Genomic DNA, 25,607 nt, shown 5'->3' on the forward strand with positions numbered 1-25,607 from the left:
GTTGTCATCCCTTTCTTGTTGTTTAGGCCTGTGCGAGAGCTTCGCGAATGGGCATGTCCGCGGCCTCGTAAGCCGGGACGATGCTGGATGCGGCGGCCGCCGCCGTCATGACGAGCGCCGTGAGGGCTACGCCCGGCCACCACCACGTGTACGGCAGCGCCGCGCCCGTGAAGATCGCGCCCACGGCGCTCTCCACGACTCCCGTCAGCACGGTGGCCAACGCGACGCCTGCCAAGAGGGCGAGTCCCACGACCACGAGAGCCTCGATCACCACCATGCGGATCACCGCGCGGGACTGCGCGCCCGCCGACTTCATGAGGCCGATCTCTCCTCGCCTTTCCGCCACGGCGGTGGACATCGCCTCCACGAGCGCCAAGAGCCCTACGGCACCCAAGCCGATCGACATCACGAGCAAGAGCCCCGTGATGATGTAGAGGTGGTCATCGAGCGACTGCTTCGCGTCCGTCGCGGTGCCAGCGATCTCGATGCTCGCGTCCGAGCCCTCCATGACGCGCTCCAGCGCCGCGAGTGAAGCATCCTCCCCTTCGCCGGTGACCCTCAGCACCGTGGCGGAGGACGGGTTCATCGACGAGAGCGGCTCGGATACCCACACCGTGCCGTCCAGACCGCCGCTGAGCTGACGCACCACGCCCACTACGGTCCACGTCGCATCGTCGCCCTCCAAGGTGAGGGTGTCGCCCACACTCAGTTCGGGATCAGCGAGCGATTGTGAGACCACCACTGCGTGGTCGTCGTCCGCACTCAGTTGCCGGCCGTCCACCAAGGGAAAGGTGGCGCTCGTCGAGTCGGCAGGAGGCGACAGCACTGCGGCAACGTCCCCCACCTGTCCGTCAGGCCCAGTCACCGTGGCCACGGCCGTGTTCCAGTACTCGAGTCGCGCGAGGCCCTCGCGAGCGGCCGATGCGTCAAGGGATTCGCGCGGGATGGGCTCGGTCAACCGTGCCTGCACGTCAAAGTCCTGAGCGCGAAACTCGTCCGCGACGATGCGGTCCCACGCCGCGCCCGTGTTGAGCGCGGTGATGACGGCCGCAGCCCCCACGCCCAGCGAGACTCCCGTCAGCACGAGGCGACCGGGCTGCCGCCACGCATTGCGTCCGCCCATCGACACGGCGCGCCCCCATCGCGGTCCCACGACGGTTCTTCGTGGCGCTCGAGCCGGGGCAGTGGAGCCCGTGACGATCGACTCCCGCACGGGGATTCGGCTGAGCCTGCGCACCGGTAGCCCCACGGCGGCCAGCGGAACCACCAGCGCCACGGCCGCTTGAACGGGAAACACCCACCACGCGGCCAGCATTGAGGTGGCGTCGAGGTTGAGCAGCGTGAAGGCGAAACTGCTGAGGGCCCACGTGCCCGCCATGGCCCCGCCGATGCCGAACACCAAACCCGCCGTCGCCACCGCAGCGAGGGCAGTCACATACACACGAGCCACCTGCCCGGACGTGGCGCCGCCGGTCTTCATCACGGCGATCATGCCCGTCGAACGCTTGACTTCCGCCACCACCAGGGTGGACACCAGCGCCACCGCTGCGACGAACGCGACCACGCCGAAGGCCTGCAGCAAGTACAGCAGGGTGCCCATGACCCCCGCCGCCGGGTGTTCGCCGGGTTCGGGCACGGCGACATGGGTGACCGTGAAGCCTTCGGCCGTCAGCGCGCTGGCCGTAGCGTCGGCGATGTCGCTGTTCGTGTCCCTGTCGAACCCTGGCGCGGTGCGCAACGCAAGAGCGGTGAGGTTGCCGCCCACGCCGATGTCCGCCAGCGTGCCGGGACTCACCAAGCCGATGACCTGCCCTGTCATCCATGCGGGAGTGCGGCCGGGATCATGCGCCAGCCCCACCACGGAGAGTTCGGCCTCGCCGCCTGGTGATTGCGCCGTGATGCTGTCGCCCACCGCTACGTCGACCTCTTGGAGCGACGCGCGCTCGAGCACGATCTCGCCATCTTGGGGCGGCCAGTTGCCGCTTTCCGCGAACGCGATGCCGATGTCCCACGCGGCGAAGTCCGCGACGGCGATGAGCGTGAGGGGTTGCCAGCCTTCGGCCGACGCCATGCGCACCGTGACCTCGCGGCGTGCCTCGGCTTGGGTCACGCCCGTGACGTCGCGCGCGATCGCCTCCGCAGCGACGGCGTCGCCGGTGAGGGTGAGCGTCGCGTCGGCTGGCTGCGTCGACGCGTAGCTGTCCTCGATGGTCCTCTCGATTACCGTGTGGGAGCCCAGGATCGCGCCCACGGCGCCCACGCCCACCGCGATGGCCGCGATCATGAGTCGCGTGCGCCCGGCATTGGAGCGAAGGACGCCCTTCACGAGCGCCGTGCGCGCGGTCATGCGTCGCTCGCAATGCGTCCGTCGGCGATGGTGACCACACGGTCCAGCAGCGCGGACAGCCCTCGCTCGTGCGTGACCATCAGCACCGCGGTGCCGGTATCCGTGAGGTCCTTGAGCAACTGCAGGATCATCTCGCCGGTGTGACTGTCGAGGTTGCCGGTCGGCTCGTCGGCGGCGATGAGTGCTGGTCGATTGGCGAGCGCCCTGGCGACCGCGACCCGCTGTTGCTGCCCGCCGGACAAGGCACCGGGCGCCTTGTCGATCTGGTCCGCCAGGCCGACGGAGGCGAGCAGGTCCCGGGCGTTGGCTAGCCGGTCCTGGCGGGGGATAGCACCCAAGAAGTCCATGGGCAGCATGACGTTTTCCGCCACGGTGAGGGTGGGGATCAGTTGGGGGAATTGGAACACCACGCCAACGTGTTCGCCGCGCCACCTGGCCAACTCGTCCTCATCAAGAGAGGTCACGTCGCGACCGGCGACCGACACCCGCCCGGACGTGGGCCGGTCAATGCCGGTGACCAGGTTAAGCAGGGTCGACTTCCCGGAGCCCGAGGCACCCACGACGCCCACAAACTGCCCTGGCTCAATGGTGAGGGTCGCGTCGGCGATTCCCGCGAGGCTTCCGTCGGGTGTCGGATAGCGGCGCTCGGCCCCATCGAGAGCGACCACGGTCGTGTCGGTGGTGGTGACAGTCATGGATCGTTTCCCTTACAGTGAGTTCACTACCGAACACGTTGTTCGGTTGTCGTGACTCCAGGAAAGCCCACCGAGGCCAGGGATTCAATCGACAATCACGCCGCGTTGTCCGCTACCGAACAGATCCGCCGAATTGCCCGGTAACGGAACGAGGGCGAGTGGCGACGCGAGAGAACGAGGGAGGCGCTGATGGCTCGGGCGCACGATAGACGCGTGGCGCGGACGCAGAGCGCGCTCCAGGAAGCACTGTTCGGCCTCATCCAGGTCAAGCGCTACGACAAGGTGACGGTGCAGGACATCATCGACCGCGCGAACGTGGGGCGCTCCACCTTCTACGCGCACTTCGATACCAAGGACGACCTCTTGTTGTCATCGCTGGAGCGGCTCACTGCGGACATCGACAGGTTCCTGGAGGAGGAGTCGGGGCTCGAGGGGCCAGTGCTGCCCGTGCGAGGGCTGTTCCATCACGTGGCCGAGCAGCAGCCGGTGTTCCGCGCGCTGTTTGGGACCAGCGGCATCGACCTGGTCACCCGAGCCGCGCGGGACATGCTCGCCGAACGCGCTCTGCACACCATCAGGGAACGCGAGGCGGCTGGAATCCGGCATCCGGTGGACGCCGAGACGCGCGCAGCGTTTCTGGCCGGTTCACTCATGACGTTTGTGGGGTGGTGGCTCGATGCAGGTTTCCCGATGGGTCCCGACGGCGCCGCGCACACCTTCGCCGCGCTGGTGGCCGCCGCCTGACGCGAGGCGCCACGGCCAGTGCACGCCTTTGCTTGGTGGTGACGGCTACCAGTCGGAGCCGCACCTCTCCCCTGAATCGTCTTCCACTTGCACGGTCGCGTGAGCCAGGCCGTGCCCACGCAACACCTCTTGCGCGGCGCGCACCACGTCGGCCGTCTGCGACTGCTCGCTCACCAGGTGGACGCTGGCCACGTCCATGCCGGACGTGAGGGTCCACACGTGCACGTCGTGGACGTCCGTGACGGAGGGGAGTGCCCCTAGCTGCTGCGTCAGGGCCTCAACGTCGAGGGACGTGGGCGCGGCCTGCACCAACATGCGCACTGCCTCCCTCCCGAGAGAGATGGCGCGCGGCACGATGAAGGCGGCAAGCGCGAGCGCCACCACGGCATCGGTGTACGGCCAGCCGGTGGTGAGAATGACGATCGCGGAGACGATCACCCCCACGGAGCCGACCGCGTCGGCCATCACCTCCAGGTAGGCGCCGCGCACGTTGAGACTCTCCTTGGCCCCGGCGTGGAGTAGCCGAAAGCTCGCCACATTGACGGCGAGGCCCGCGATGGCGACCACGAGCACCGGCCAGGCGTCCACCTCCACTGGGTCGCGCAAGCGGCCGATGCCTTCCATGGCGACGTACGCGGCGACGCCCAACAACAACGCGGCGTTCGCAAGCGCGGCGAGTACTTCCCAGCGGTAGTGGCCGAAGGTCTGCTTGGGGTTGCGGGCCGCGCGGCGCGCGGCCGTGACGGCGGCGAGCGCCATGCCGACGCCGAGCGCGTCGGTCGCCATGTGCCCGGCGTCGGCCAAGAGCGTCAGGGACTGGGTGAGTAGACCCGCGACCACCTCGACGCCCACAAACGCCAAGACGAGCGCGAGCACCCAGGCGAGGGCGCGCCGGTGCTTGCCTCCTTGGGAGGCGGCGGGGCGAGAACCGCCTGAGCGGGGGGAGCCGCGACCGCTCACGAGGCGGGTCCGTCCCCGCGTTCGGCCAAGTAGTGCTCGGCGGCGACGTCGAGCAGCACACGAATGTGAGCGTCGGCGACCTGGTACCAGATTTCGCGCCCCTTGCGCTCGGAACGCACCACGCCTGCCGCCTTGAGCTTGGCGAGTTGGTGGCTGGTGGCGGAGTGCGCGCTACCGGCAGCGGCCGCCACGTCGGAGACGCACATGGGGCCGCCTTCTACTAGCGCGTAGACGATGCGGAGACGCGAGGGGTCGGAGAGCAAGGCAAAGGGGGCGGATAGGCGCTCGGCCTGCGCGGCGTCGATGCCGTGCGGCAAGGGGGAGTGGAGGTGCGGTTCCGTCATGACCATTCCTGAATATATGAGCAGATGATCCCATATTACTTCGAACTGGGACCATTCGCGACCCTCAACGAGCATCGGGCGGATAACCTGGGGCGATGCTCACGTTCGCGCCCGTCGTGGAGGACTTCTGGCAGGGCTTCTTGGCCGGCCGGTCCCTGGCCAAACGACCAGGATTCCGCCTCACCCTCAACCCCGGCCTCGCCGACGACCGCCGCGTCGTGATCCGCACGCTGCCAGACGGCACCGTCGAGGCGGCCCTGCATCCCGCAGCGGCCGCCGCCGTGGCGCTTGGCCCCGACGCCGACGAGTCCGGCCTGCGCGCCGCGCTCGACCGCGAGGGCATCGTCCTAGCGGAGCTCGAGCACGTGTGGTACTACCCGGTTGCCGAGCGCGCCGCCGTCGAGGCTGAGCCGCTACCACCAGGCCTGCGCGCTCTCACAGACGACGACGCAGAGGCGTTCGCCGCTTTCCACGCCGCCAACTCGGAGGCCGATCGCGACGAGGCCTTCGTCGAACTCGACCACTGGGCCGTGTTCGGCCAGTTCGAGGGCGACCAGCTCGTCTCCGTCGCCAGCGCCTATCCGTGGCGGGAGGCCGCACTGGCCGACATCGGCGTGCTGACCACACCGTCGGCGCGGGGCAAGGGCTATGGCCGGGCAGTGGTGCGCGCCATTGCGGCACACGTCTACGCACAAGAACACGAACCCCTGTATCGATGCGGGGACGCCAACGCGGTGTCGCAGGCAACGGCGCGCTCTGCCGGCATGGCGGAGTACTGCACCTGGCAGACCGTCGAGTCCGCGGAGGACCAGTAGCCGCGTGCGTGGAGGCGGGAGGCGGCTCGGCCATAGGCGCGACACGGCCGCGCGTCGACGATGACACAATCGGTGCATGGACCTGCCGATTCTTGGAACCATCGACCTCACGCCCACAGGCGTCTTCCTGTTCTTGGCCGCAGCCCTCGCCGTCGTGTACTTCGGGCGGCAACTGTTCGGCGTCGGCCGTGCGGGGCGTGACGCGCCCCAGCAAGAGGAGCCGACGCAGGTGGAGTCAGCCGACGACGCAGGCACGGTCGAGGCCGACGAAGCCGTCGGGGAGGGCGCCGACGACGCAGACGGCTCGCACAAGCCGTAGCGTTTCGCTCGCGCGGCGCGCTTGACCTCGCATCGAACACGTGTTCGAATGAGGCATGCGGTGGCAGGGGCAGAAACTCGAGTCTGACGCTGCCGACGCGCTCCCTGGACTCGCGAAAATCAGCAACCTGATCCGCTCGGTTCAGACCCCGGAATTCGCTGGCGTCACGTTTCACGAGGTGGCGGCCAAGAGCGCCCTCAACCGGGTGGGGCCCGGCAGCGCCGTGCCGTTCGCGTGGACCATCAACCCGTATCGCGGCTGCTCGCACGCGTGCGTGTACTGCTTCGCGCGGCCCAGCCATCGCTACCTCGAACTGGACGCTGGCAACGACTTCGACTCACAGGTGATCGTCAAGGTCAATGTGGCCCAGGCGTTGAGGCACGATCTCGCGCGCCCCACGTGGGCCCGCGAGCACGTGGCGCTCGGCACCAACACCGATCCGTATCAGCGGGCGGAGGGCAAGTACCGGCTCATGCCGGGCATCATCAACGCCCTTGCCGAGGCGCGCACGCCCTTCTCGATTCTCACCAAGGGCACCCTGATGAGGCGAGACCTCCCGCTGCTGGCCGAGGCCGCTCAATCGGTCGAGGTGCAGCTCGCCATGTCGATCGCGATCTTTGACGACGAGCTCCAGTCGACCATGGAGCCAGGCACGCCCACCACGGCGGCGCGGCTCGCAACGGTCTCTGCCGCGGTGGAGGCTGGCTTTGACGTGGCCGTGTTCATGATGCCGATCCTGCCGTTCCTCACCGATAGCGCCGATCACCTAGACGCGGCGCTCGAGCGCATCAAGCAATCGGGAGCCACCCAAGTGAGCTACACCAGCCTGCACCTGCGGCCCGGCGTGAAGGAGTGGTATGCCGCGTGGCTGCACCGGCATCGTCCCGACCTAGTGCCGCGTTACCGCGCCCTGTATGGCGACGGCGCCTACGCTCCCAAGTCCTACAGGCGGCGCCTCGCGGAGACCATCAGGCCGCTCATGGACGCGCACGGGCTCGCGAAGGCCGCCACGGATGAGGGCACGGGGAGCGCGACCACTCGGGCGGAGGCGCGCGACGCCGACGGCGAGTGGCGTACAGGGGTGGCGGCACCGGGGGTTAGGATGCCGGAGCCGCAGCCAGCGCTGTTCTGAGGGGAATTACACGCCCAGTTGGGCAAATAGCGCCTTGCGGTTGGCATTGATGGTGGTCCGGTGGTCAGCCACCCAGGCGCCGCGAAAGCCGCGCGGCACGATCTCGGTCAATTGCACCGACATGCTCCAGAGCCGATACAGCGTGAGACGCGCATCCGCTGCCTCGTCCAGCCCCGTCGCGGTGGCGGCCTTCGCGTCCAGGGGAACGGTGCCACCGGCACGCTGGTATCCGGTCAGTAGCGGTTCAGCGATGGCCCCGGTGGTCATCGACAGCGCCCCGCAGAAGTCCTGCAGGGGGTCGCCAAACAAGGCCCTCTCAAAGTCGACGACGCCGTGCACGCTTCCAGATTCAGGGTTGAGCAGCACGTTGCCTGGCCACAGGTCGTTGTGCACCAAGGTGGGCACCGTCACGGCTGCCAGGGCCTGGGCGCTCACCGCGAGCGCATCGATGAGCCGGTCGGGCTCGATGTCGACGCCCCACTGTTCGGCATCGTGGATCGCGGCATCGATCAGTGACGCGACAAAGCCGGGCCACGTGGCCGCGCCCAAGGCGAACCCCTGCGCCGGGTATCCGAACACCGCGCCCTTGACGGACTGGATCGCCGCCATGATCGCACCCACTTGCTCCCAGGCATGGGCGTTCGCCTTGGCGGACATCGACCCCTCGACGGTGTCCCACGGCACTCCTGACACGTGTTCCGTGACCAGGATGTCAACGTTGGCGACGGAGCGCGTGAAGTCGCTGAGGATCACGCGGGGGCTCGGCACGCCGGCCACGTCCGCGAGCGCCATCAACATGTCGCGCTCGGTGGCGAGCATGTCGCGCTCATACGTGAGCAGCGGCGTGCGGCCGTCGGCAAGCACCGACTCTGGAACGGATGTCTTGAGCACCACGGTGGTGCCGTTGTCTAGGTCGGCGGCCTGCACCGCGCTGAACGTCCCACCGGACAGGATGCGATGTCCGATGACGGTGCCGAGTGGCGCGAGCACCTGCGCGATCTCGGGTGCGCTGAGGGGCCTCTGGGTACGCAGCATCGTCGGTTGGTCGCTCACCATGTGCAGAGGCTACGCGTCCATCCGCCGCAGCACCCACTTGCGGGCCTCGATGGCCAGCGGCACGATCGCGGCCAGCGCTACGCACATGCCCCACTGGCTGAGGCTGAGCGGTGCCGTGGAGAACGCCTCATTGAGCAGCGGCACGTGCACCACGGCCACCTGGAGCAGTGCGGACAGAGCGACGGCGCCCCACAGCCACCGGTTGGTCGCCAGGTGCCGCACCACGCTGACCGTCTCCGAACGGGCGCTGAACGCGTTGGTCAGGTGCGAGAGCACCAGCACGGTGAACGCGCCGGTGCGCGCCGTGTCGAGGGACTCGGAACCCTCGATCATGCCCCCTGGGAGCATGGCGTCGAGTGTCGCGAGCGTCACCACCGCCATGACGATGCCGGTGAAGGCCACGCCTCGCCACATGCGAGCGTCGATGAGCCGGTCCGTCATCTTGCGGGGCTTGCGCGCCATCAGATCGTCGGCATACGGCTCCGCGCCAATCGCGAGCGCGGGCCCCAGGTCCGTCAGCAGGTTGATCCACAGAATCTGGGTGGCCAGCAGCGGCACCGCGATGACCTCGCCGTGCCCGGTCAGTCCCAGCACACCCGCGCCGACGACGCCGAGGAAGACGGCGAGTACCTCGCCCATGTTCGATGCGAGGAGGTAGCGCAAGAACCGCTTGATGTTGTCGAGGATGCCGCGCCCCTCGCGCACCGCCGTCACGATGGTCGCGAAGTTGTCGTCGGCCAGGATCATGCTCGACGCCTCGCGCGCCACCTCGGTGCCGCCCAACCCCATGGCCACGCCGATGTCGGCGCTACGCAGCGCGGGCGCGTCGTTCACGCCATCGCCAGTCATGGCGACCACGTTGCCGTGCGCCTGGAGCGCGTCGACGATCCGCAACTTGTGTTCGGGAGCCACGCGCGCGAACACGGCGCAATCGACCACCGCGTCGTACAGGGCGTCCTCGGCCATGGCGGCGACCTGGGCGCCCGTGAGCACGGTGTCGTCGGCGGCAATCCTCAAGTCTTGAGCGATGGCCGACGCGGTGACGGGGTGGTCGCCCGTGATCATGACGACGCGCACTCCGGCGCCTTGAGCGTCGGCGACAGCGTCGCGGGCTTCTGGCCGCGAGGGGTCGACCAGGCCGGCCACTCCCACGTAGGTGAGGTCGTGCTCGGCGTCCTCGCCCGCCGCCTCGCCCTCGTCCAGGCGACGCGTAGCGACCGCGAGTGTGCGCATTCCGCGACTCGCGAGGGCCGAGGTGGCGGCGAGCGCTCCTCGCCGTGCGTCGTCGTCGAGCGGCGTGACGGACTCTCCCTCGAGCTTGCCGCTGCAGAGGCCCAATACGGCCTCTGGTGCGCCCTTGACGTGAAGGGTCCGCACGCCGTCGGCGTCCTCGGTCACCACGGACATCCGTGCCCGCTGCGCGCTGAAGGGCACCGCAGCCACTCGGTTTGCGGTGGCGCTGCCGGTCTCTCGTCGGCCCATGAGCCGTTCGGCCTCGAGAAAGGCGACGTCCGTGGGGTCACCGTTGATGTCGTCCTGGTCGGCGCTGGTGACGGCGTCGTTCGCCAAGCAGGCCGATGCGATGAGCGCGTCGAGTTCAGCGGCGGCGGCAGGGTCGGTGGGTGGAGTGCCGTCGAAGTCTGCCGCGTTGTGGGTGGTTTCCACCGCCGCGAGCGTCATGCGGTTGAGGGTGAGGGTGCCGGTCTTGTCGGTGCAGATGATCGACGCGGAACCCAGGGTTTCGACCGAGGACAGATCCCGCACGATCGCCTGGTGGTCCGCCATGCGTCGCACACCCAGCGCGAGCACCACCGACAGGATCGCGGGCAGGCCCTCCGGCACCGCCGCCACGGCAAGGGCGACGCCCAGCAGCAGGACCTCTACCGCCTGTGCGAACGTCGTGACGTCTGACGTGAGCCACACGGTGGCGATCACGACGGTCGCAATGGCGAGCACCGCGATGCCGAGCGTCCGGCTCAGGTGAGAGATCTCGCGTTGCAGGGGAGTGGGGTCGGCCTCCGTCTCGCCCAGCATGCGAGCGATGCGCCCGGTCTCGGTGTCCATGCCTGTCGACGTGACGATGGCGCGGCCGGTGCCGCGCGTCACGGCAGTACCCGCGAACACCATGCAGGTGCGGTCTCCGACGTCGGCGGGTGCCTCCAGCGGGGCCGTGCCCTTTTGAACCGGCACGCTTTCGCCGGTGAGCACCGCCTCTGCCACCCTCAACTCGGAGGTCACCAGGCGGGCGTCGGCCGCGACGGCATCGCCTTCTGCCAGCATGAGGAGGTCGCCCAGTACTACCTTGGACGCGGGAATCCGCTGTGGGTGGCCGTCTCTCATCACCAGTGCTGTGGCGGCGCTCATCCGTTGGAGGGCGGCGACGGCGGACTCTGAGCGGCGTTCCTGCACCAGGCCGAGGGCGGCGTTGGCGAGCACCACCAGGGCGATGACGATGGAGTCGTATGGCACCCCGTGGCGTCCCTCGACCAGCCACGCCGTGAGGGTGACGGCGAAGGCGGCGATCAGCAGGTAGACGAGCGGATCCGCGAATTGGTTGAGCAGGCGGCGCTGCCACGACACGGTCTTGCGGGCCGTGAGCGAGTTGGGGCCGTCAGACGCGAGTCGCTCGGCCGCCTCCTGGGAGGTGAGGCCTGCCTCGGCGTCGGCGCGCGCCAACTGTTCCACCTCGTCGGCGGTCTGCAAGGAAACGTCGAGGTCGGTGGTGACAAGTGCCATATTCGATGGTCTCCGGGCATATGGCCCCTGGCGGGGGACCTGGGTCCGGGGGCGGGGCGTGCGTACGACGCGCTGGCCCGGGTGCCGTCGTTATGGCCGCACTGCCCCGAGTTGGTCTTCTACCTCGATGCCCAGTTCCTCAAGCAGCGCGCGCACCTTGACCTCGATCGCGTCGCGTACCGGGCGCACGTTCTCCAGCGAGTCGCCTGGAGGCGCGTCGAACGTCCAGTCGAGGTAGCGCTTGCCTGGATAGACGGGGCACGAGTCCCCGCAACCCATGGTGACGATCACATCGGCGGCACCAAGGGTCTCGTCAGTCCACGGCTTGGGGAACTCTTGCGTGATGTCGATGCCGATCTCGGCCATCGCCTCGATGGAGTAGCGGTTGAGCGACGTGCCGGGTTCGGAACCGCCCGACCATGCGACCGCCTTGTCGCCAGCGAGCTTGTCGAAGATCCCGAGCGCCATCTGTGACTTGCCAGCGTTGTGCACGCACAGGAAGAGCACCACTGGCTTCCCGTCAGCAACGAAGCCCTCGACGCGGCTGAAGGCCTGGAGCCGCTGACGCGCGAAGCGCTCTGCGAGCAACGGCAGGAACGTGGTCACGGTTGCCTTGGAGGCGAACTGGTCGTACGAGCTGGTGAGGAAGTGTTCAATCGTCTCTCTTCCGAACACCCCTGTGAACTCGGCCTCCAGCCGGGCCGCTGTGACCTCGAGCGCGAGCGTCTGGTCGATGGTGAGGGTCTGTTCCCTGTGAAGGTTGTCGCTCATGGTCCTATCCGTGGGTGAGGGCCTCGGCCAGGCGGCCGACGCGGGGGGTGAGGTCGTCAAAGGCGTTGCGAAATTCGGCCGCGGTTCCCGTTGCCGGGTCGGGGATCGACCAGTGCAGGTCCACGCGGTCGCGGCCAAGACACTCGAAGGCGTTGTCGCACACTGCGACGACGATGTCTTGGGGGCGTAGTACCTCGCCGGTCGACGTGGGCGTGGGAGACAGGGGGGCGAGCCCGTGAGACGCCAGTTCGGCGATGGCGAGCGGGTGAATCTCAGCGGCGGGGGAGGTGCCGGCCGATGCCACATGGGCGATCTCGTGCCGGGCCATCAGGCTCGCGGCGAACTGGGACCTCGCAGAGTTGGCTGAACACACGAAGACCACGCGGCGACCTTCTGGCGCGGGTCCCGCGAGCGCGGTCGCCGCAACCACGGGGTTGTCCCACGCAAGCGTGAGGTAGGAACGTCGTCCGTCTGCGTCGGAGCGACGCCTGCGCAAGACGTCTGCGGACGCGAGGACTCCCAGGTGGTGGGCGAGCAGGTTGGAGGGCTGCCCCGTGCGTTCGCCGAGCTCGCTGGGGGAGAGGTCCTCGAGGGCGAGGGCATCGACGATGGCGAGCCGATGGGGCTCGGACAGTGCGGCGTGCACCGCGGCGCGATTTACCTCAACCATGATTGAGACAATATCAGGCGGGTGTGCGTGGTGCAAGGGCGGGCGTCAGGGCCCGGGGCCCGACGGCGCGGGGCCTACGCCGCGTCTCGGCGCCGCAAGAGCACCGCCGTCACGGCCACCAAGGGGAGGCCGATCAGTGCGAGCACCCCCGCCTCGAGCACCCAGTCTTCTGAGGAGGCGCCGATGCCCGCGACGCCGAGCCCCACGCGGATCACCATGCCCACTAGCGCCAGCGCGCCCACGGCGCCCGTCACCCATGCGAGGCGACGGTTCCTCGCGCGTCGGCTCGCGCTGTCGGTGAAGGCCTCCGGTCGCTCGTCCCGGTAGCGGCGTCGCCACACGTGCAGGCTCGAGAGCTCGCCCACGTACTGCCAACCCGCATCTTGATAGGTCGCGATGTAGTCCTCGTCAACCCTTTGCTGCGGGTCCACGACGTAGCGCACCTGGCTTGCCTTGGTCTTGCGCATGCGCAGGCGAATCGCGCTCATGTCGCCGAGCTCGTCCGGTTGCCAGCCGGCCGCGGCCTCCCGCTCGAACCACGCCTCGAGTCGCTCGGGAGTGGGGTGGGTGAACGGCGCGAGCCAGGCGGTCTTGGTGGTCATGCGATGCCCTTTCCGTAGGCATGGAGGCGTGCGATGCGGCGCGTCTGGTCGTCGAGTGCTTGAGTTCCGCGCTCGGTGAGCACGTAATAGTGACGGCGATCCTCGGTGCGAGTGCGGTCGATCCACCCAGCCCGCTCGAGCTTTTTGAGGCTCGTGTAGACGGTGCCGGCGCCCAACTGGACGTAGCCGGCGGTGAAGTCGGTCACGTGCTGGATGATGCCGTAGCCGTGTCGTTCCTCTTGGAGCGAGAGCAGGATGCAGTACATCGTTTCGCTGAGTTCTTCCTTCAGATCGGCCATAGCTGAACTATATCACACCGCGATACAGCGTGCAACGATAGAGCGTGCCTGGATGTAGCGCGCAGCGAGTGGGAGTGCCCAGGAGCCGGCACGGATCACAGAGTCGCTCACCTCCGGTCGCTAGGGTGGGTCCCGTACGGGCGCAAGGCGCCTCAGCGACACCTTCAGGAGCGTCATGGCCATCGTCGATTGCGCTGTCTACGTCGAGGGCGCGCGTGCACACGAGACCGTCAGTGTGGAAGAGGCGGTAGCGCGCGCCAAGCGCTCCAAGGGCTTCGCGTGGGTGGGGCTGTTGCGGCCGAGCGAAGAGGAACTGGACACCGTGGCCGAGGCCTTCGGGGTCCACGCCCTCGCGGTCGAGGATGCGAGAAAGGGCCACCAGCGCTCCAAGCTGGAGCGCTACGGCGAGAACCTGGCGCTCGTGGTGCGTGCGGCGCACTACGACGAGACGACGGAGACCGTGGGTTTTGGCGACATCCACCTGTTCGTCACGCCAGCCGCTGTGGTGTCGATCCGCCTCGCCGACGAGCCCGACCTGTCCGACGTGCGCGTGAGGCTCGAGAACGAGCAACCGCTGCTTGCGCACGGGCCCAACGCCGTGCTGTATGCACTTCTTGACCAGGTGGTCGATTCCTACGCTCCCGTTGTGGCGGGGCTTGAGAACGACATCGACGAGGTCGAAGACCAGATCTTTGCCGAGCAGGTTGCCCCCTCGGTGTCGCGGCGCATTTACGCGTTGCACCGGGAGGTCATTGGCTTTCAACGGGCCGTCGAGCCGCTCGGTGGCATGCTGGAAGAGCTCCGAGCCATCGCGGCGTCAGACGAGGCGGACATCGAATTGCGGCGCCACTTCCGCGACGTCCACGACCACGTCATCAGAGTGGCGGACCGGATCGAGAACTTCCGCTCCCTGCTCGACAACGCGCTCAGCACCCACCTGGCACTTGTTGCGCATCGTCAGACCGAGGCGAGCCTCGCCCAGAACGAGCAGACCAAGATGATCTCCGCGTGGGCGGCCATCCTGTTTGCGCCGTCACTCGTGGGCACCGTCTACGGGATGAACTTTGCCCACATGCCGGAACTCCACTGGGTGTACGGCTACCCGCTCGCGCTGGGCCTGATGGTGGGTCTCAGCGTCACGCTCTTTGCCGTGTTCAAGAAGGCGAGGTGGATCTAGGCGGTGACGCCCGCCTGACGATAGCGGACCAACTCCGCGATCGAAATCTGCACCAAGCCGTGGGCGCGGGAGAAAGCTCGAAGCGACTCGCCGCGGAGCATCTCGCCGTCCTCGCCCGCAATTTCACAGATCACGCCAGCGGGTCGCCTTCCCGCAAGCACAGCCAAATCAATCGCAGCCTCGGTGTGGCCCGCCCGTTCCAGCACGCCGCCGGGAGCGGCGATGAGGGGGAAGAGGTGTCCCGGCCGCACCAAGTCCGCCGGGCCGGAAGCGGGGTCCGCGAGCACCCCCACGGCAACGGCGCGGTCGGTGGCCGAGATTCCTGTGGTGACGCCGCGCGCGGCATCAACTGACACCGTGAAGGCGGTGCGGAGTGCTTCACTATTGCGCACGACCATCGGCGGCAGTTCGAGGGTTTGGGCGCGGGCCGCCGTCACTGGGACGCAGATGAGCCCCCGACACTCAGTCATCATGAAGGCGATGACGGCGGCGGTGGCATCCTCTGCCGCGATGACCAGATCGCCCTCGTTCTCGCGTTCGGGGTGGTCGGTCACCACCACTGGCCTTCCCGCTGCGATGGCGGCAATGGCAGCCTCAACGCTTGCCGTCGTGTCCGTATCCTTGACGAGCGCGACACCTGCTGTGGACCCGAACATCGGGACTCCTCTCGTCGAAGAACGCGGCCACAAGTGTATGTGAGCGCTGCGATCGATCTGGCCGGGTGCCGGCGCCGACGGCAGTCGCCATCGCGGCACGCAACTACACAGCGAAAGGCACCCCGCACTGCAGGATGACGTTGGAGAAGGCCGTGTCCTCTCCCGTGCGGATCACGAGGCGAGCGTCGCTCACCCTGCGCTTGAACTCCGCGTGGTCGATCCGCTCCGCCGGGGCGTCCAGGCGCGTGTCGATCCACTCGCCAGCGGGCCAATCGTCCGCTTGCTGTGAGACCCATGCTGCCTCGACCACGATGTCGCCTAGCAGCGCATCGAGGACGTCGGTGAACCGAGGCGAACCGTACACAAGCGCCAGGTCGACGACCGGGACGTGGGCGGGCACAGGAAGCCCGGCGTCGGCAACGACGACGGTGTCGGTGTGCCCGAGCCGCGCGAGCGCGCCCGATAGCGGTGCGTTGATGATGCCGGTGCGCTTCATGGGAGTTCCTCCGTCAGATCCGGGTACGACCCTTGTGTGCCGTGCCGTTGAACAGAAAATGCCGCGACCCGGTTGGCGACCTTGGCGGCGTCGCGCAGACCCGATCCCGAGGCGAGCTCCGCCGCGAGGGCGCCGATGAACGCGTCGCCAGCACCTGTCGTGTCAACGGGGGTCACGCGCCGCGCAGGCTCGTGCCACAGACCGTCCGCCGACTCCCCACCGATCACGCCCGCCGCGCCCAACGTGGTCAGCACCGACGGCACTCCGCGGTCGAGAAGGGCCGCCGTGATGGCGCGCGCAGTGGCCACGATGTCGGCGTCGTCATCTCCGGCCGGAGCATCGCCGCCTAGCAAGTCGAGCGCTGCGGCCGCCTCATGCTCATTGACCACGAGGGGGTCAGCGGCGCGGAGCGTCATGGGGGAGAAGTCGCCGCTGGGAGCGGCGTTGAGCACCACGCGCGCACCGTGAGACGCCGCAATAGATGAGGCACGATCGGTGGCTTCCATCGGAATCTCGCCTTGAAGGACGCACACTTTGGAGGCGCCAATGGCATCTCTCGCGGCGTCCACGAGGTGCGCATCGACGCGGGCATTCGCACCCGGACTAACGGTGACGGTGTTCTCACCAGAAGCGGCCACCATGATGACCGCGAGCCCCGTCGATCCGGGGAGTTGCCGCACGTGGTCCAGGTTGACTCCCGACGCGCCGAGCGCGGAGAGCGCGACAGCGGCGTCGTCCTGGCCCACGGCGCCCACAAGGGAGACTGCCGCGCCTCGGCGGGCGGCGGCGACCGCTTGATTCGCGCCTTTGCCTCCAGGGAGGTACGCGGGATCGCCAGCAGCGATCGTTTCGCCTGGCGACGGATGGCGGTCGATCTGCAGCACTTGGTCCACGTTGATGGAACCGACGACGACGACGCTGTCTTTCACGAAACACTCCTGCCTGGGTTGACATCCACGATAGGGCGGCCTAGATTGATCGACAACGCATTCAGTATAGAATAAAAATTCTGAAATCGCATTGATCAACGTTGATCTCATGGTGGAGGCAAAGGTGGCTGTACCGGAAGGGCCGTTCGTCCTCGCGCTCGATCAGGGTACGACGAACACGAAGGCCTTGCTCGTCGACGCGTCGACGCACGCGATCGTGGCTTCCGGTGCTCACCGTGTTGACATCTCTTACCCCGCTGCAGGATGGGTCGAGCAGAACGCCGATGACATCTGGAATTCCGTGCTCGGTGCAGTGGCGGAGTGCCTGGCGGATCACCAGGGCGTGCCCATCATGGCAATCTCGATTTCCAACCAGCGCGAGTCCGTCGCGATCTGGGACGCAGCGACGGGTGCCGCGCTCGGCCCGGTGCTCGGTTGGCAAGACGCGCGCACCTCCGCAGTGTGTGCGGGTTTGTCCGCCCACGCACCCCAGGTGGCCAAGCACACGGGACTCGGTCTCGACGCGATGTTCTCCGCGCCCAAGATGCGGTGGTTACTTGACAATGTCGATTCTGCTCAACCCGCGCGCTTTGGCACGATCGACACTTTCCTCGTAAGCAGGTTGACAGGCGAGTACCTTGCCGAGGCAGGCAATGCTTCCCGCACGATGCTGTTCGACCTGGATTCTCTCGACTGGAACGGGGAGCTCGCGGAAATCTTCGGCGTGCCCGTCGGCGGCCTTGCGCCCATCGCTCGCTCCGATGCGGGCTTTGGGGTCACTCGCGGGGAAGGCGCCATTCCCGCGGGAATCCCGGTGGTGTCTGTCATGGCGGACTCGCACGCGGCCCTCTACCTTCATTCACGCGGACGCCTGGGGGAGGGCAAAGCCACCTATGGCACGGGATCCTCCGTCATGGTCAACAGCCCGCGCGTGGGGACGGAGGCCACAGGCATCGCCACCACGCTTGCCTGGCTCGTCGAGTCGCCCAGTTATGCCAAGGAGGGCAATGTGCTCGCCTCTGGCGCCGCTCTCGCGTGGGCGGCGGAACTTCTGACGCAAGGAGACGTCGCCGCGCTCGGAGCCTTGGCCTCTGAAACCACGGCGAGTGCTGTGAGCCTGGTGCCAGCCTTCTCTGGCCTTGGCGCTCCGTACTTCGACAGGGACGCCGTCGGTGTGCTCACGGGCCTCACGGGGGCCACCACCGGTGCGCAGATCGCACGAGCAGCGTTTGAAGCGGTCGCCCACCAGGTGGCGGACGTAGTTGAGGCGATCGAGAACGACGGCGTGACCGAGATTGCGGGCTTGAGCGCCGACGGGGGAGCGACGGCCTCACCGCTACTCATGCAGTTGCAGGCCGACCTGTTGGGCAAGCCTCTGCGGGTGTCCGACGTGCCAGAGGCATCGGCGCTGGGCGCCGCTCTGCTTGCCATGCACGCCGAGGGTGTCGCTGAGCACGCCTCGAGCAATCGCTACTCGACGCGCACCATTGCGCCTGAGATGTCTGACGAACGACGGCGCGAAGCGCGCCACCAGTGGCGACTCGCGGTAGCGCGATCGCGAGGACAGTCCGTTTCGGACTGGAAGGAGCAAGGATGACGTCGCCCATGTCCGCACGCACCAAGACGCCGTGGTGGCGTACTTCTCGTGCTGTCCTCACCGCCGCGTTGGCGTTCCTCGTGGTCCTGATGTTTGTGGACACCACGTTCGACAGCGGTGACGGCGACGTGCCCGCAGACACTGCGGTGGAGTACGCGAAGCTCAACTATGAAGAGTTCATCGTGCCAGGGCTCGTAGAGCGTGCCAGGCCCGTCCAGGAACTCGTCGCGGACATCCTGGCCGACCCGCAGGCAGCGGGCGAAGAGTTCGGACGACGCGAAGATGATGGGAAGCCTTTCAGCTATGCCGTGGCCGCCACTGGGGTTGTCACGGAGGGCCCGTTTGGCGAGGTGGGGCTCGACGTCGACGGTATGCCAGGCGGGATCACGGTGGGTGTCTCCATTCCGCCCCTCGGCTCCGCGCCAGGCTTGCGAGACGCGGGCACCGAGTTGACGTTTGGTGACTTCGTGAATCAGACGGAGTACCAGCGGGTCGCCGTCGAAATCAACAACTTGGCGGCCGAGGGCGTCTTCGCTGACCTCGATCTCACCACGATGATGGGCGAGCAAATCACCGTTGTCGGAGCGTTCACCTGGTCCTCTGAAACGGGCGGTGAGGTCACCCACGTGTCGATCATGCCCGTCTCGATAGAGGAGGGCTCATGACCGCGGTCGCAGAGCCGGTGTCACAGTCGATCACCCGTGGCGAGGTGGTACTGCGCGCGGAGCAGGTCGCCAAGGTGTACGGCGGCACCCATGCGCTACGGGGCGTCGACTTCGACGTCAAGGCGGGTGAAGTGACCGCCCTGATCGGTGAGAACGGTGCTGGAAAGTCAACGCTCATGAAGATCCTGTCGGGCGTGGAACAGGCGAGCGCGGGAACCGTCTACCTCGACGGAGAGCCCGTGAGCTTCTCCGACTCTTCCGAGGCGCGCGAACGGGGCGTCGCGATCATTCACCAGGAACTCAACCTGTGCCAGAACCTCTCGATCGCGGACAACATCTTCCTGGCCAGGGAGCGCACCCGCGGTGGGATGGTCGACTTCTCCGCCCAGGAGACCGAGGCCGCGCGCTTCCTTGAACGTCTCGAAGAACCCCTCAACCCCAAGACGCTCGTCGGAGACCTGCGTCTTGGTCAACAACAGTTGGTGGAGATTGCCAAGGCGTTGGGCGAAGAGGCGCGGGTGCTCATCATGGACGAGCCCACATCGGCGTTGTCTCACCACGAGGTGCAGATCCTCTTCAGGGTCGTGCGCGATCTCGCATCGCGAGGAGTGGCCATCGTCTACATCTCGCATCACCTCGACGAGTGCCTGGAGATTGCGGACACGGGCATCGTGCTACGGGACGGCCTCGTGGTGGCGAGCGCAGCGATGAAGGACGTGGACCTGTCCTGGATCGTGACCAACATGGTGGGTCGCGAAGAAGGCGCACTGTATTCGCCGATGGCGTTTGATGCTGGCGACACCGTGCTGTCGATCCGCGACCTGGTGGTGGCCGATCCCGACAGCCCCGGCCGGCTCGCGGTCAACGGCGTCAGCCTTGACCTGCACGAGCGCGAAGTGGTGGGTGTCTTTGGCCTGATGGGCGCTGGCCGCACAGAGCTGCTGGAAGCGCTCGCGGGCCGGAACAAGGTGCTGTCCGGCCAGGTGCTGCTCGACGACGAGGACCTGAGCAACATGGCGGTCTCTGAGCGCATCGCGCGCGGACTGATTCTGGTCCCTGAGGATCGGCAGCGAGACGGGCTTGTGTCGTCGCTGAGCGTCGGAGCCAACACCGCGCTCGCGGCCATCAATGACTTCGTCAGCAGATTCTTCGTCTCGAAGGCACGAGAGCGCGAGGCTGTGACCGAGATCGGCGCGCAAGTGCGAGTCAAGGCCTCCGGGCTCGATGCCCCGATTGGCTCCCTGTCAGGGGGAAACCAGCAGAAGGTCGTCATTAGCAAGGCCCTGCTGACCCACCCGCGGGTGCTTGTGCTCGACGAGCCAACCCGCGGAATCGACGTGGGAGCGAAGGCCGACATCTTCTCGCTGATGGCCAAGCAGGCCCGCGTCGGATGCACGGTGCTCTTTGCCACGAGCGAGGCGGGCGAGGTCCTCCACGCAAGCGACCGAATTCTGGTGATGGCGCGCGGCGTGGTGGTCGCAGAACTTGACCCTCGCAAGACCACCCGAGAAGAGCTGATGGCGCTCGCCGACACCTCGTCGACGCCCACAAAGAATGAGGAGTGAGATGGCCCAGACAGCCACAGCGGCGGCGGAACCGACGTTTGCCGATCGACTTCGCAAGGGAATCCTCGGTGACCGCACCGCAGGCGAGTTCCTGATGGACCAGCGAGCATTTGTCGCGCTCATTGTGCTGGTGATCGTGTTCTCGCTGCTCTCGGATGCGTTCTTGACGCCCACGAACATGATCCTCATGACCAAGCACGTCGCCTACAACGCCATCCTTGCGCTCGGCATGCTGCTCGTCATCGTCACGGGCGGCATCGACTTGTCTGTGGGATCCACCGTGGGCCTGTCCGGCATCGTCGCCGGCGTGATGTTGCAGGGATGGGAACTGTCGGTGTTCGACACGACGGCCTACCCCGCCGTATGGGTCGTGGTCATCATCTCGCTTGCCGTGGGCGGCCTGGTGGGTGCGCTCAATGGGTGGATGATCACGAGATTCAATGTGGCGCCGTTCATTGCGACGCTCGGAACGCTGTACATGGCGCGCGGTGCGGCGCTGCTCATCTCCGATGGTGCGACGTTCCCACGGCTCCAAGGTGAGGCGGAACTCGGCAACACCGGTTTCTCGTTCATCGGCGTGGAGCGGCCGCTCGGGATCCCGACCGCGATCTGGATCATGGTGATCTTTGCCATGCTGATCGCCTTGCTCGTGACGCGGACCCGCTTCGGTCGCTGGTTGTACGCGACCGGCGGCAACGAACGAGCCGCCGGGCTCTCAGGCGTCCCAGTGGCCTCCGTGAAGATGCGCGTCTACATCATCTCTGGTGTGTGCGCAGGCATGGCTGGCCTCATCATCGCGTCCGAACTCACGTCCGCCGCCCCTCAGACGGGGCAGACGTTCGAGCTCAACGCGATCGCCGCCGTCGTGATTGGCGGTGCGTCCCTCTCGGGTGGACGCGGAACCGTGAAGGGCGCGCTGATTGGCGCGTTCGTGATCGGCTTCCTCTCCGACGGGCTTGTGCTCGTTGGAGTCTCAAGCTTCTGGCAGACAGTAATCAAGGGACTCGTGATTGTTCTCGCGGTGATCCTCGATCAAGGCCAGGAGCGCCTCAAGAAGGCGAGGGCTGCTGCCCAAGCTGCACAAAGCGTCAGGCGTGAGCTTGATGCCCGTCATGCCGAGGCATCCGCCAAGGCTTGACAACCCCTACATAACCAGGAGGAATACCAGATGCTACGCAATTTCCGCAAAGGCGCAGTGATTGTCGGCGCCGTATCGGTGATGGCGCTGAGCGCCTGCTCGGGTGGCTCGTCCACGGAGGCGTCGGATTCGCCGGCGACCTCCGGGGGAAGCGAGACCACTGCAGAGGCCGGCGGCCTTATCGCCGTGATCACCCCGTCACACTCGAACGTCTTCTTCAAGGCGGAGGCCGATGGAGCCGTCGCCGCCGCAGAGGAACTCGGGTACACCACTCAGTCCGACTCTCACGACGACGACCCGAACAAGCAGTCCGAGTTGATTGACGCCGCCATCTCCAACGGCGCCGTCGCCATCATCTTGGACAACGCAGGTGCCGACGTCACCGTGGGTGCCGTCCAGAAGGCAGTGGATGCGGGCATCCCCGTGTTCCTGATCGACCGCGAGATCAACGAGACCGGGCTGGCGACAGCCCAGATCGTGGCCAACAACTCGCAAGGTGCTGGACTGGTCGGCGAGGCATTCGTCGAGGCCATGGAGGGTTCGGGTCAGTACATCGAGCTCTTGGGTCGCGAGACGGACACCAACGCGGCCGTGCGTTCCGACGCATACCACGCCGTGATCGACCAGTACGAAGACATGGAGATGGTCGCTCAAGAGACCGCCAACTGGGACCAGCAGGAGGCCTTCACCAAGATGCAGACGCTTCTTGAGGCCAACCCGGACGTCAAGGGCATCATCGCCGGTAACGACACGATGGCGCTCGGCGCCGTCGCGGCGGTCGACGCTGCTGGCCTGACCGGCGAAGTCATCGTTGCCGGTTTTGACGGTAGCCCTGACGCCGCGCAGGCGATCAAGGACGGCAAGATGCTCGCAACGGGCCTCCAGCCGGCCGTGCAGATCGCGCAGATGGCTGTTCAGCAGGCGGACCAGTACATCCGCACGGGTTCGACGGATCTGCCTGAGAAGCAGACGGTCGACTGCATCCTCATCGACGCATCGAACGTCGATCGCTACACGGTGTTCGCACTCGAAGGCTAGTGCGGCGCTGCGGTGGTCCGAGAGGGCGATTCCTCTCGGGCCACCGCCCCCAAGCCTCCACTCATGCGGTAGTATGGGGTTATACAGAATCGGAGTTGAATAGAAATGTCAGATCCAGTCTTTGGTGCGGGGTTGTGGAACTTCGCGAGTTACGTTGATCGCTACGCCACCGACGGGTACGCAGAGCCCGTTTCGACGCTCGAGCAGATTCGCTTGGCAGGTGAAGTGGGTGGATTGTCCTTTGTTGATCTCAACTTCCCGTTCTCCCACGGCGCGACCATCGAAGACGTGCAGGCCGCGCTTGACACCGCCAACCTCAAGGCGATCGGCGTCACGCCGGACATCTACATGCGCCGCTTTGGCAAGGGCGCGTTCACCAACCCCGACCCCGCAGTGCGCGCGCAGGCGATCGACCTCCTTCACGAGGCCGCCGAGGCCGTGCGGACGCTCGGAGCCAGGTACGTCAAGGTATGGCCCGGTCAAGACGGCTGGGACTACCCCTTCCAGGTCAATCACCACGACGTCTGGAAACTTGCCAAGGACGGCATGCGTGAGATTGCCTCCGCGCACCCAGATCTCAAGTTTGTGATCGAGTACAAGCCGCGTGAGCCGCGCGTGAAGATGCTGTGGGACTCCGCCGCTCGGTCAATTCTCGGCATTCAAGAAATTGGCCTCGACAACATCGGCGTCCTGCTCGACTTTGGCCACGCGCTCTATGGCGGCGAGTCGCCAGCAGACTCCGCACAGATGCTGATCGATCACGATCTGCTGTGGGGCATGGACGTCAACGACAACCTCCGCAGTTGGGACGACGACCTCATGGTCGGCACGGTCCACCTGACCGAGGTGTTCGAGTTCTTCTACACCCTCAAGATCAACAATTGGGAGGGCGTCTGGCAGCTCGACCAGTTCCCCTTCCGCGAGGACACCGTGCAGACGGCGCGCGCCTCGCTTCGGTTCTTGCGCGCGCTGAACCGCGCCCTCGACGAGCTCGACATCGACGCCCTGCGCGAAGCCCAAGCACGCCAAGATGCGATCACCGCGAACATGCTGGTCCAGGACGCGCTGTTGTCGTGCATGCGAAAGGACGACTAATGGCGATGGCTTCCGTCGTTCCGATGGACGCCAACGCGGGGCTCGTCCACCCGGTGGATACCACCCTGCTCGCGGCGCCGGACCGCGAGATTGAGGTGTTCTCCCGTGTCTCACCCGATGCCAGTCGCGAGGAGGTCCTGGAGACGCTTCGGCGAGCATCGCTCGAGGTAAGACGCCGGGGCATTCAGACCGTGGGAGCAGCCAAGGCGGGTCACATCGGAGGAGAGTTCTCCATCTCCGACGCGCTCGTGACTCTCTATCTCGCTGTGCTCAATGTGAGCCCGGAGCAGGTGGAGGCAGGCGATCCAGATCGCGACCGTCTCGTCCTGAGTAAGGGGCATGCCGCCAATGCGCTCTACACAGTGCTTGCCGCTGCGGGTTTCATCTCGCCGCAGGCCCTGCGCACCTTCTTGCAGCCGGAGTCGATGCTCAACGGCCACCCGGCCCGCAACAAGGTCAAGGCTGTCGAGGCGAACACGGGACCACTCGGGCACGGGCTACCCATCGCCGTCGGAATGGCGATCGCTGGCGAGCTTGACGGCTCAGATCGCCGCACGTTCGTGCTCCTTGGCGATGGCGAGCTGCAAGAGGGGTCAAACTGGGAGGCACTCATGACGGCGGGATCGAGACACTTGTCACGCCTCGTCGCACTCGTGGACCGCAACCGGCTTCAGCAGGGTGCCGCCGTCGCCGATACCAACGACCTCGAACCCCTGGCAGACAAGTTGCGCGCCTTCGGCTGGGAGGTGCTTGAGGTCGACGGGCATGACCACGGAGCATTGCTGGATGCGTTCGAGTCAGCCCCTGCCGCTTCGGGAAAGCCGACGTTCATCATCGCCCACACGGACAAGGGCCACCCGGTCAGCTACATGCGAGACAACGTCGCATGGCACCACAAGGTGCCTACGCCAGAGCAGGTGACCCAAGCGCTAGAGGAGCTGGATGCCCTCATGAACTCCAAGGAGACCGCTCAGTGACCGCAACAACCGAGACCGCGCTCTTCGACTGTCGAGACGCGTGGGCCACCGCTCTTGCAGAGGTGGCCGCGGCAGACGAGCGCGTTGTCGCCGTGGTCAATGACTCGGTGGGATCGTCAAAGTTGGTCGCCTTCCAAGAGCAATTCCCTGGCCGCACCATCAACGTCGGCATCGCAGAGCAAGACATGGTCGGCGTGGGTGCTGGCCTTGCCAACGGTGGAAGGATTCCGTTCGTCTCAGCGGCCGGCTGCTTCCTGGTGGCAAGGGCCCTTGAGCAGATCAAGGTGGATGTCGCGTACTCGCGTTACCCCGTGATCCTGGTGGGGCAGTCGCCCGGCGTCGCCTACGGCGATCTGGGCCCTACCCACCATTCGATCGAAGACTTCACGTGGTTGCGCGCGATCCCGGGAATGACAATTGTGGCGCCCGCAGATCCGATGGAGACGACCCAGGTGGTGAGGTGGGCAGCGTCCGCCTCGATTCCGGTCTACATTCGCGTTTCTCGCATGGGAGTGCCTGCCGTATATCCGGAGGACTACCAGTTTGTCCCCGGCAAGGCGGTCACCCTGCGTGAGGGCGATGACGTGACCCTGATCGGAACGGGCACTACCGTGCACCGTACGCTCGCCGCTGCCGAAGTCCTCGCGGGCGAAGGCATCAGCGCGCGCGTCCTGTCCATGCCGACCATCAAGCCGCTCGACGTCGAGGCCGTCGTCGACGCTGCGCGTCAGACGAAGGGAATAGTCACCGTCGAGGAGGCACTCGTCACGGGACTCGGAGGTGC

Annotated in this window: 26 protein-coding genes; 13 read left to right on the forward strand and 13 right to left on the reverse strand. The window is 66.7% G+C overall.

Annotated features, from left to right (window positions below):
* Positions 1 to 22: 22 nt before the first annotated feature.
* Positions 23 to 2,347, reverse strand: a complete 2,325-nt coding sequence (locus QZZ33_RS05435; RefSeq protein ID WP_291378727.1) for an FtsX-like permease family protein — start codon at positions 2,345 to 2,347, stop codon at positions 23 to 25.
* The gene (locus QZZ33_RS05440; RefSeq protein ID WP_291378728.1) at positions 2,344 to 3,042 is read right to left on the reverse strand and encodes an ABC transporter ATP-binding protein; all 699 of its coding nucleotides are present in this window, start codon (positions 3,040 to 3,042) and stop codon (positions 2,344 to 2,346) included. The genes QZZ33_RS05435 and QZZ33_RS05440 overlap by 4 nt, the downstream gene beginning before the upstream one ends.
* A gap of 213 nt (positions 3,043 to 3,255) precedes the next feature.
* Between QZZ33_RS05440 and QZZ33_RS05445 the strand changes: the two genes are divergently transcribed.
* Positions 3,256 to 3,786 (forward strand): TetR/AcrR family transcriptional regulator, encoded by a 531-nt coding sequence (locus tag QZZ33_RS05445; protein WP_291378729.1) that lies wholly within the window; start codon positions 3,256 to 3,258, stop codon positions 3,784 to 3,786.
* Positions 3,787 to 3,831: 45 nt separating this feature from the next.
* Here QZZ33_RS05445 and QZZ33_RS05450 read toward each other — a convergent pair whose 3' ends face one another.
* Both QZZ33_RS05450 and QZZ33_RS05455 read right to left on the reverse strand, forming a co-directional pair.
* Positions 3,832 to 4,746 carry a cation diffusion facilitator family transporter gene (locus tag QZZ33_RS05450; RefSeq protein WP_291378731.1) on the reverse strand — a complete coding sequence of 305 codons (915 nt, stop codon included), beginning with the start codon at positions 4,744 to 4,746 and terminating at the stop codon, positions 3,832 to 3,834.
* Complete coding sequence (locus tag QZZ33_RS05455; protein WP_291378733.1) at positions 4,743 to 5,090, reverse strand: metalloregulator ArsR/SmtB family transcription factor; 348 nt, start codon at positions 5,088 to 5,090, stop codon at positions 4,743 to 4,745. The genes QZZ33_RS05450 and QZZ33_RS05455 overlap by 4 nt, the downstream gene beginning before the upstream one ends.
* Before the next feature lie 95 nt (positions 5,091 to 5,185).
* Here QZZ33_RS05455 and QZZ33_RS05460 point away from each other — a divergent pair, with 95 nt between their 5' ends.
* The 3 genes from QZZ33_RS05460 (at position 5,186) to QZZ33_RS05470 (ending at position 7,356) form a co-directional block, all read left to right on the forward strand.
* Entirely contained in the window at positions 5,186 to 5,905 is a 720-nt protein-coding gene (locus tag QZZ33_RS05460) for a GNAT family N-acetyltransferase (RefSeq protein WP_291378735.1), read from the forward strand.
* Positions 5,906 to 5,981: 76 nt separating this feature from the next.
* On the forward strand, positions 5,982 to 6,224 hold the full coding sequence (locus tag QZZ33_RS05465; protein ID WP_291378737.1) for a hypothetical protein: 243 nt from the start codon (positions 5,982 to 5,984) through the stop codon (positions 6,222 to 6,224).
* 55 nt (positions 6,225 to 6,279) lie between these two features.
* The gene (locus QZZ33_RS05470; RefSeq protein ID WP_291378738.1) at positions 6,280 to 7,356 is read left to right on the forward strand and encodes an Rv2578c family radical SAM protein; all 1,077 of its coding nucleotides are present in this window, start codon (positions 6,280 to 6,282) and stop codon (positions 7,354 to 7,356) included.
* A gap of 6 nt (positions 7,357 to 7,362) precedes the next feature.
* Here QZZ33_RS05470 and QZZ33_RS05475 read toward each other — a convergent pair whose 3' ends face one another.
* From QZZ33_RS05475 to QZZ33_RS05500, 6 genes are all read right to left on the reverse strand, one after another.
* Positions 7,363 to 8,412, reverse strand: a complete 1,050-nt coding sequence (locus QZZ33_RS05475; RefSeq protein ID WP_291378740.1) for an aminoglycoside phosphotransferase family protein — start codon at positions 8,410 to 8,412, stop codon at positions 7,363 to 7,365.
* 9 nt (positions 8,413 to 8,421) lie between these two features.
* Positions 8,422 to 11,148: a cation-transporting P-type ATPase gene (locus QZZ33_RS05480; RefSeq protein ID WP_291378742.1), complete on the reverse strand. Its 2,727-nt coding sequence runs from the start codon at positions 11,146 to 11,148 to the stop codon at positions 8,422 to 8,424.
* A gap of 90 nt (positions 11,149 to 11,238) precedes the next feature.
* Complete coding sequence (locus tag QZZ33_RS05485) at positions 11,239 to 11,919, reverse strand: arsenate reductase ArsC (RefSeq protein WP_291378743.1); 681 nt, start codon at positions 11,917 to 11,919, stop codon at positions 11,239 to 11,241.
* A gap of 4 nt (positions 11,920 to 11,923) precedes the next feature.
* The gene (locus QZZ33_RS05490; protein WP_291378745.1) at positions 11,924 to 12,589 is read right to left on the reverse strand and encodes a helix-turn-helix domain-containing protein; all 666 of its coding nucleotides are present in this window, start codon (positions 12,587 to 12,589) and stop codon (positions 11,924 to 11,926) included.
* A 74-nt stretch (positions 12,590 to 12,663) separates the two neighbouring features.
* Positions 12,664 to 13,191, reverse strand: coding sequence for a DUF2812 domain-containing protein (locus QZZ33_RS05495; RefSeq protein WP_291378747.1), 528 nt, complete (start codon positions 13,189 to 13,191; stop codon positions 12,664 to 12,666).
* The gene (locus tag QZZ33_RS05500; protein WP_291378748.1) at positions 13,188 to 13,490 is read right to left on the reverse strand and encodes a PadR family transcriptional regulator; all 303 of its coding nucleotides are present in this window, start codon (positions 13,488 to 13,490) and stop codon (positions 13,188 to 13,190) included. The genes QZZ33_RS05495 and QZZ33_RS05500 overlap by 4 nt, the downstream gene beginning before the upstream one ends.
* A gap of 175 nt (positions 13,491 to 13,665) precedes the next feature.
* Here QZZ33_RS05500 and QZZ33_RS05505 point away from each other — a divergent pair, with 175 nt between their 5' ends.
* Complete coding sequence (locus tag QZZ33_RS05505; RefSeq protein WP_291378750.1) at positions 13,666 to 14,667, forward strand: magnesium and cobalt transport protein CorA; 1,002 nt, start codon at positions 13,666 to 13,668, stop codon at positions 14,665 to 14,667.
* On the opposite strand, the gene ribB is transcribed toward QZZ33_RS05505, so the two are convergent.
* From ribB to QZZ33_RS05520, 3 genes are all read right to left on the reverse strand, one after another.
* Positions 14,664 to 15,323, reverse strand: a complete 660-nt coding sequence (gene ribB, locus QZZ33_RS05510; RefSeq protein WP_291378752.1) for a 3,4-dihydroxy-2-butanone-4-phosphate synthase — start codon at positions 15,321 to 15,323, stop codon at positions 14,664 to 14,666. The genes QZZ33_RS05505 and ribB overlap by 4 nt on opposite strands.
* Positions 15,324 to 15,426: 103 nt before the next feature.
* A complete protein-coding gene (rbsD, locus tag QZZ33_RS05515; RefSeq protein ID WP_291378753.1) occupies positions 15,427 to 15,819 on the reverse strand; it encodes a D-ribose pyranase in 393 nt (130 codons plus the stop codon).
* Positions 15,816 to 16,748, reverse strand: coding sequence for a ribokinase (locus tag QZZ33_RS05520; protein ID WP_291378755.1), 933 nt, complete (start codon positions 16,746 to 16,748; stop codon positions 15,816 to 15,818). Before QZZ33_RS05520 ends, rbsD begins: the two co-directional genes overlap by 4 nt.
* A gap of 109 nt (positions 16,749 to 16,857) precedes the next feature.
* Here QZZ33_RS05520 and QZZ33_RS05525 point away from each other — a divergent pair, with 109 nt between their 5' ends.
* The 8 genes from QZZ33_RS05525 to QZZ33_RS05560 form a co-directional block, all read left to right on the forward strand.
* Positions 16,858 to 18,345: an FGGY family carbohydrate kinase gene (locus tag QZZ33_RS05525; protein WP_291378756.1), complete on the forward strand. Its 1,488-nt coding sequence runs from the start codon at positions 16,858 to 16,860 to the stop codon at positions 18,343 to 18,345.
* Entirely contained in the window at positions 18,342 to 19,010 is a 669-nt protein-coding gene (locus tag QZZ33_RS05530; RefSeq protein ID WP_291378757.1) for a DUF2291 family protein, read from the forward strand. Before QZZ33_RS05525 ends, QZZ33_RS05530 begins: the two co-directional genes overlap by 4 nt.
* The gene (locus QZZ33_RS05535) at positions 19,007 to 20,575 is read left to right on the forward strand and encodes a sugar ABC transporter ATP-binding protein (RefSeq protein WP_291378758.1); all 1,569 of its coding nucleotides are present in this window, start codon (positions 19,007 to 19,009) and stop codon (positions 20,573 to 20,575) included. The genes QZZ33_RS05530 and QZZ33_RS05535 overlap by 4 nt, the downstream gene beginning before the upstream one ends.
* A gap of 1 nt (position 20,576) precedes the next feature.
* Positions 20,577 to 21,713 (forward strand): ABC transporter permease, encoded by a 1,137-nt coding sequence (locus QZZ33_RS05540; protein WP_291378759.1) that lies wholly within the window; start codon positions 20,577 to 20,579, stop codon positions 21,711 to 21,713.
* A gap of 30 nt (positions 21,714 to 21,743) precedes the next feature.
* Positions 21,744 to 22,751, forward strand: a complete 1,008-nt coding sequence (locus tag QZZ33_RS05545) for a D-ribose ABC transporter substrate-binding protein (protein WP_291378760.1) — start codon at positions 21,744 to 21,746, stop codon at positions 22,749 to 22,751.
* A 105-nt stretch (positions 22,752 to 22,856) separates the two neighbouring features.
* Entirely contained in the window at positions 22,857 to 23,846 is a 990-nt protein-coding gene (locus QZZ33_RS05550; protein ID WP_291378761.1) for a TIM barrel protein, read from the forward strand.
* A 5-nt stretch (positions 23,847 to 23,851) separates the two neighbouring features.
* Positions 23,852 to 24,823, forward strand: coding sequence for a transketolase (locus QZZ33_RS05555; protein ID WP_291378762.1), 972 nt, complete (start codon positions 23,852 to 23,854; stop codon positions 24,821 to 24,823).
* Positions 24,820 to 25,607: transketolase C-terminal domain-containing protein (locus QZZ33_RS05560; RefSeq protein ID WP_291378763.1), on the forward strand; the 788-nt coding region annotated here is incomplete at its 3' end. The genes QZZ33_RS05555 and QZZ33_RS05560, both read left to right, overlap by 4 nt.

It is taken from the genome of Demequina sp., from assembly GCF_016278775.1.
In the GTDB taxonomy this organism is placed as follows: Bacteria; Actinomycetota; Actinomycetes; order Actinomycetales; family Demequinaceae; genus Demequina.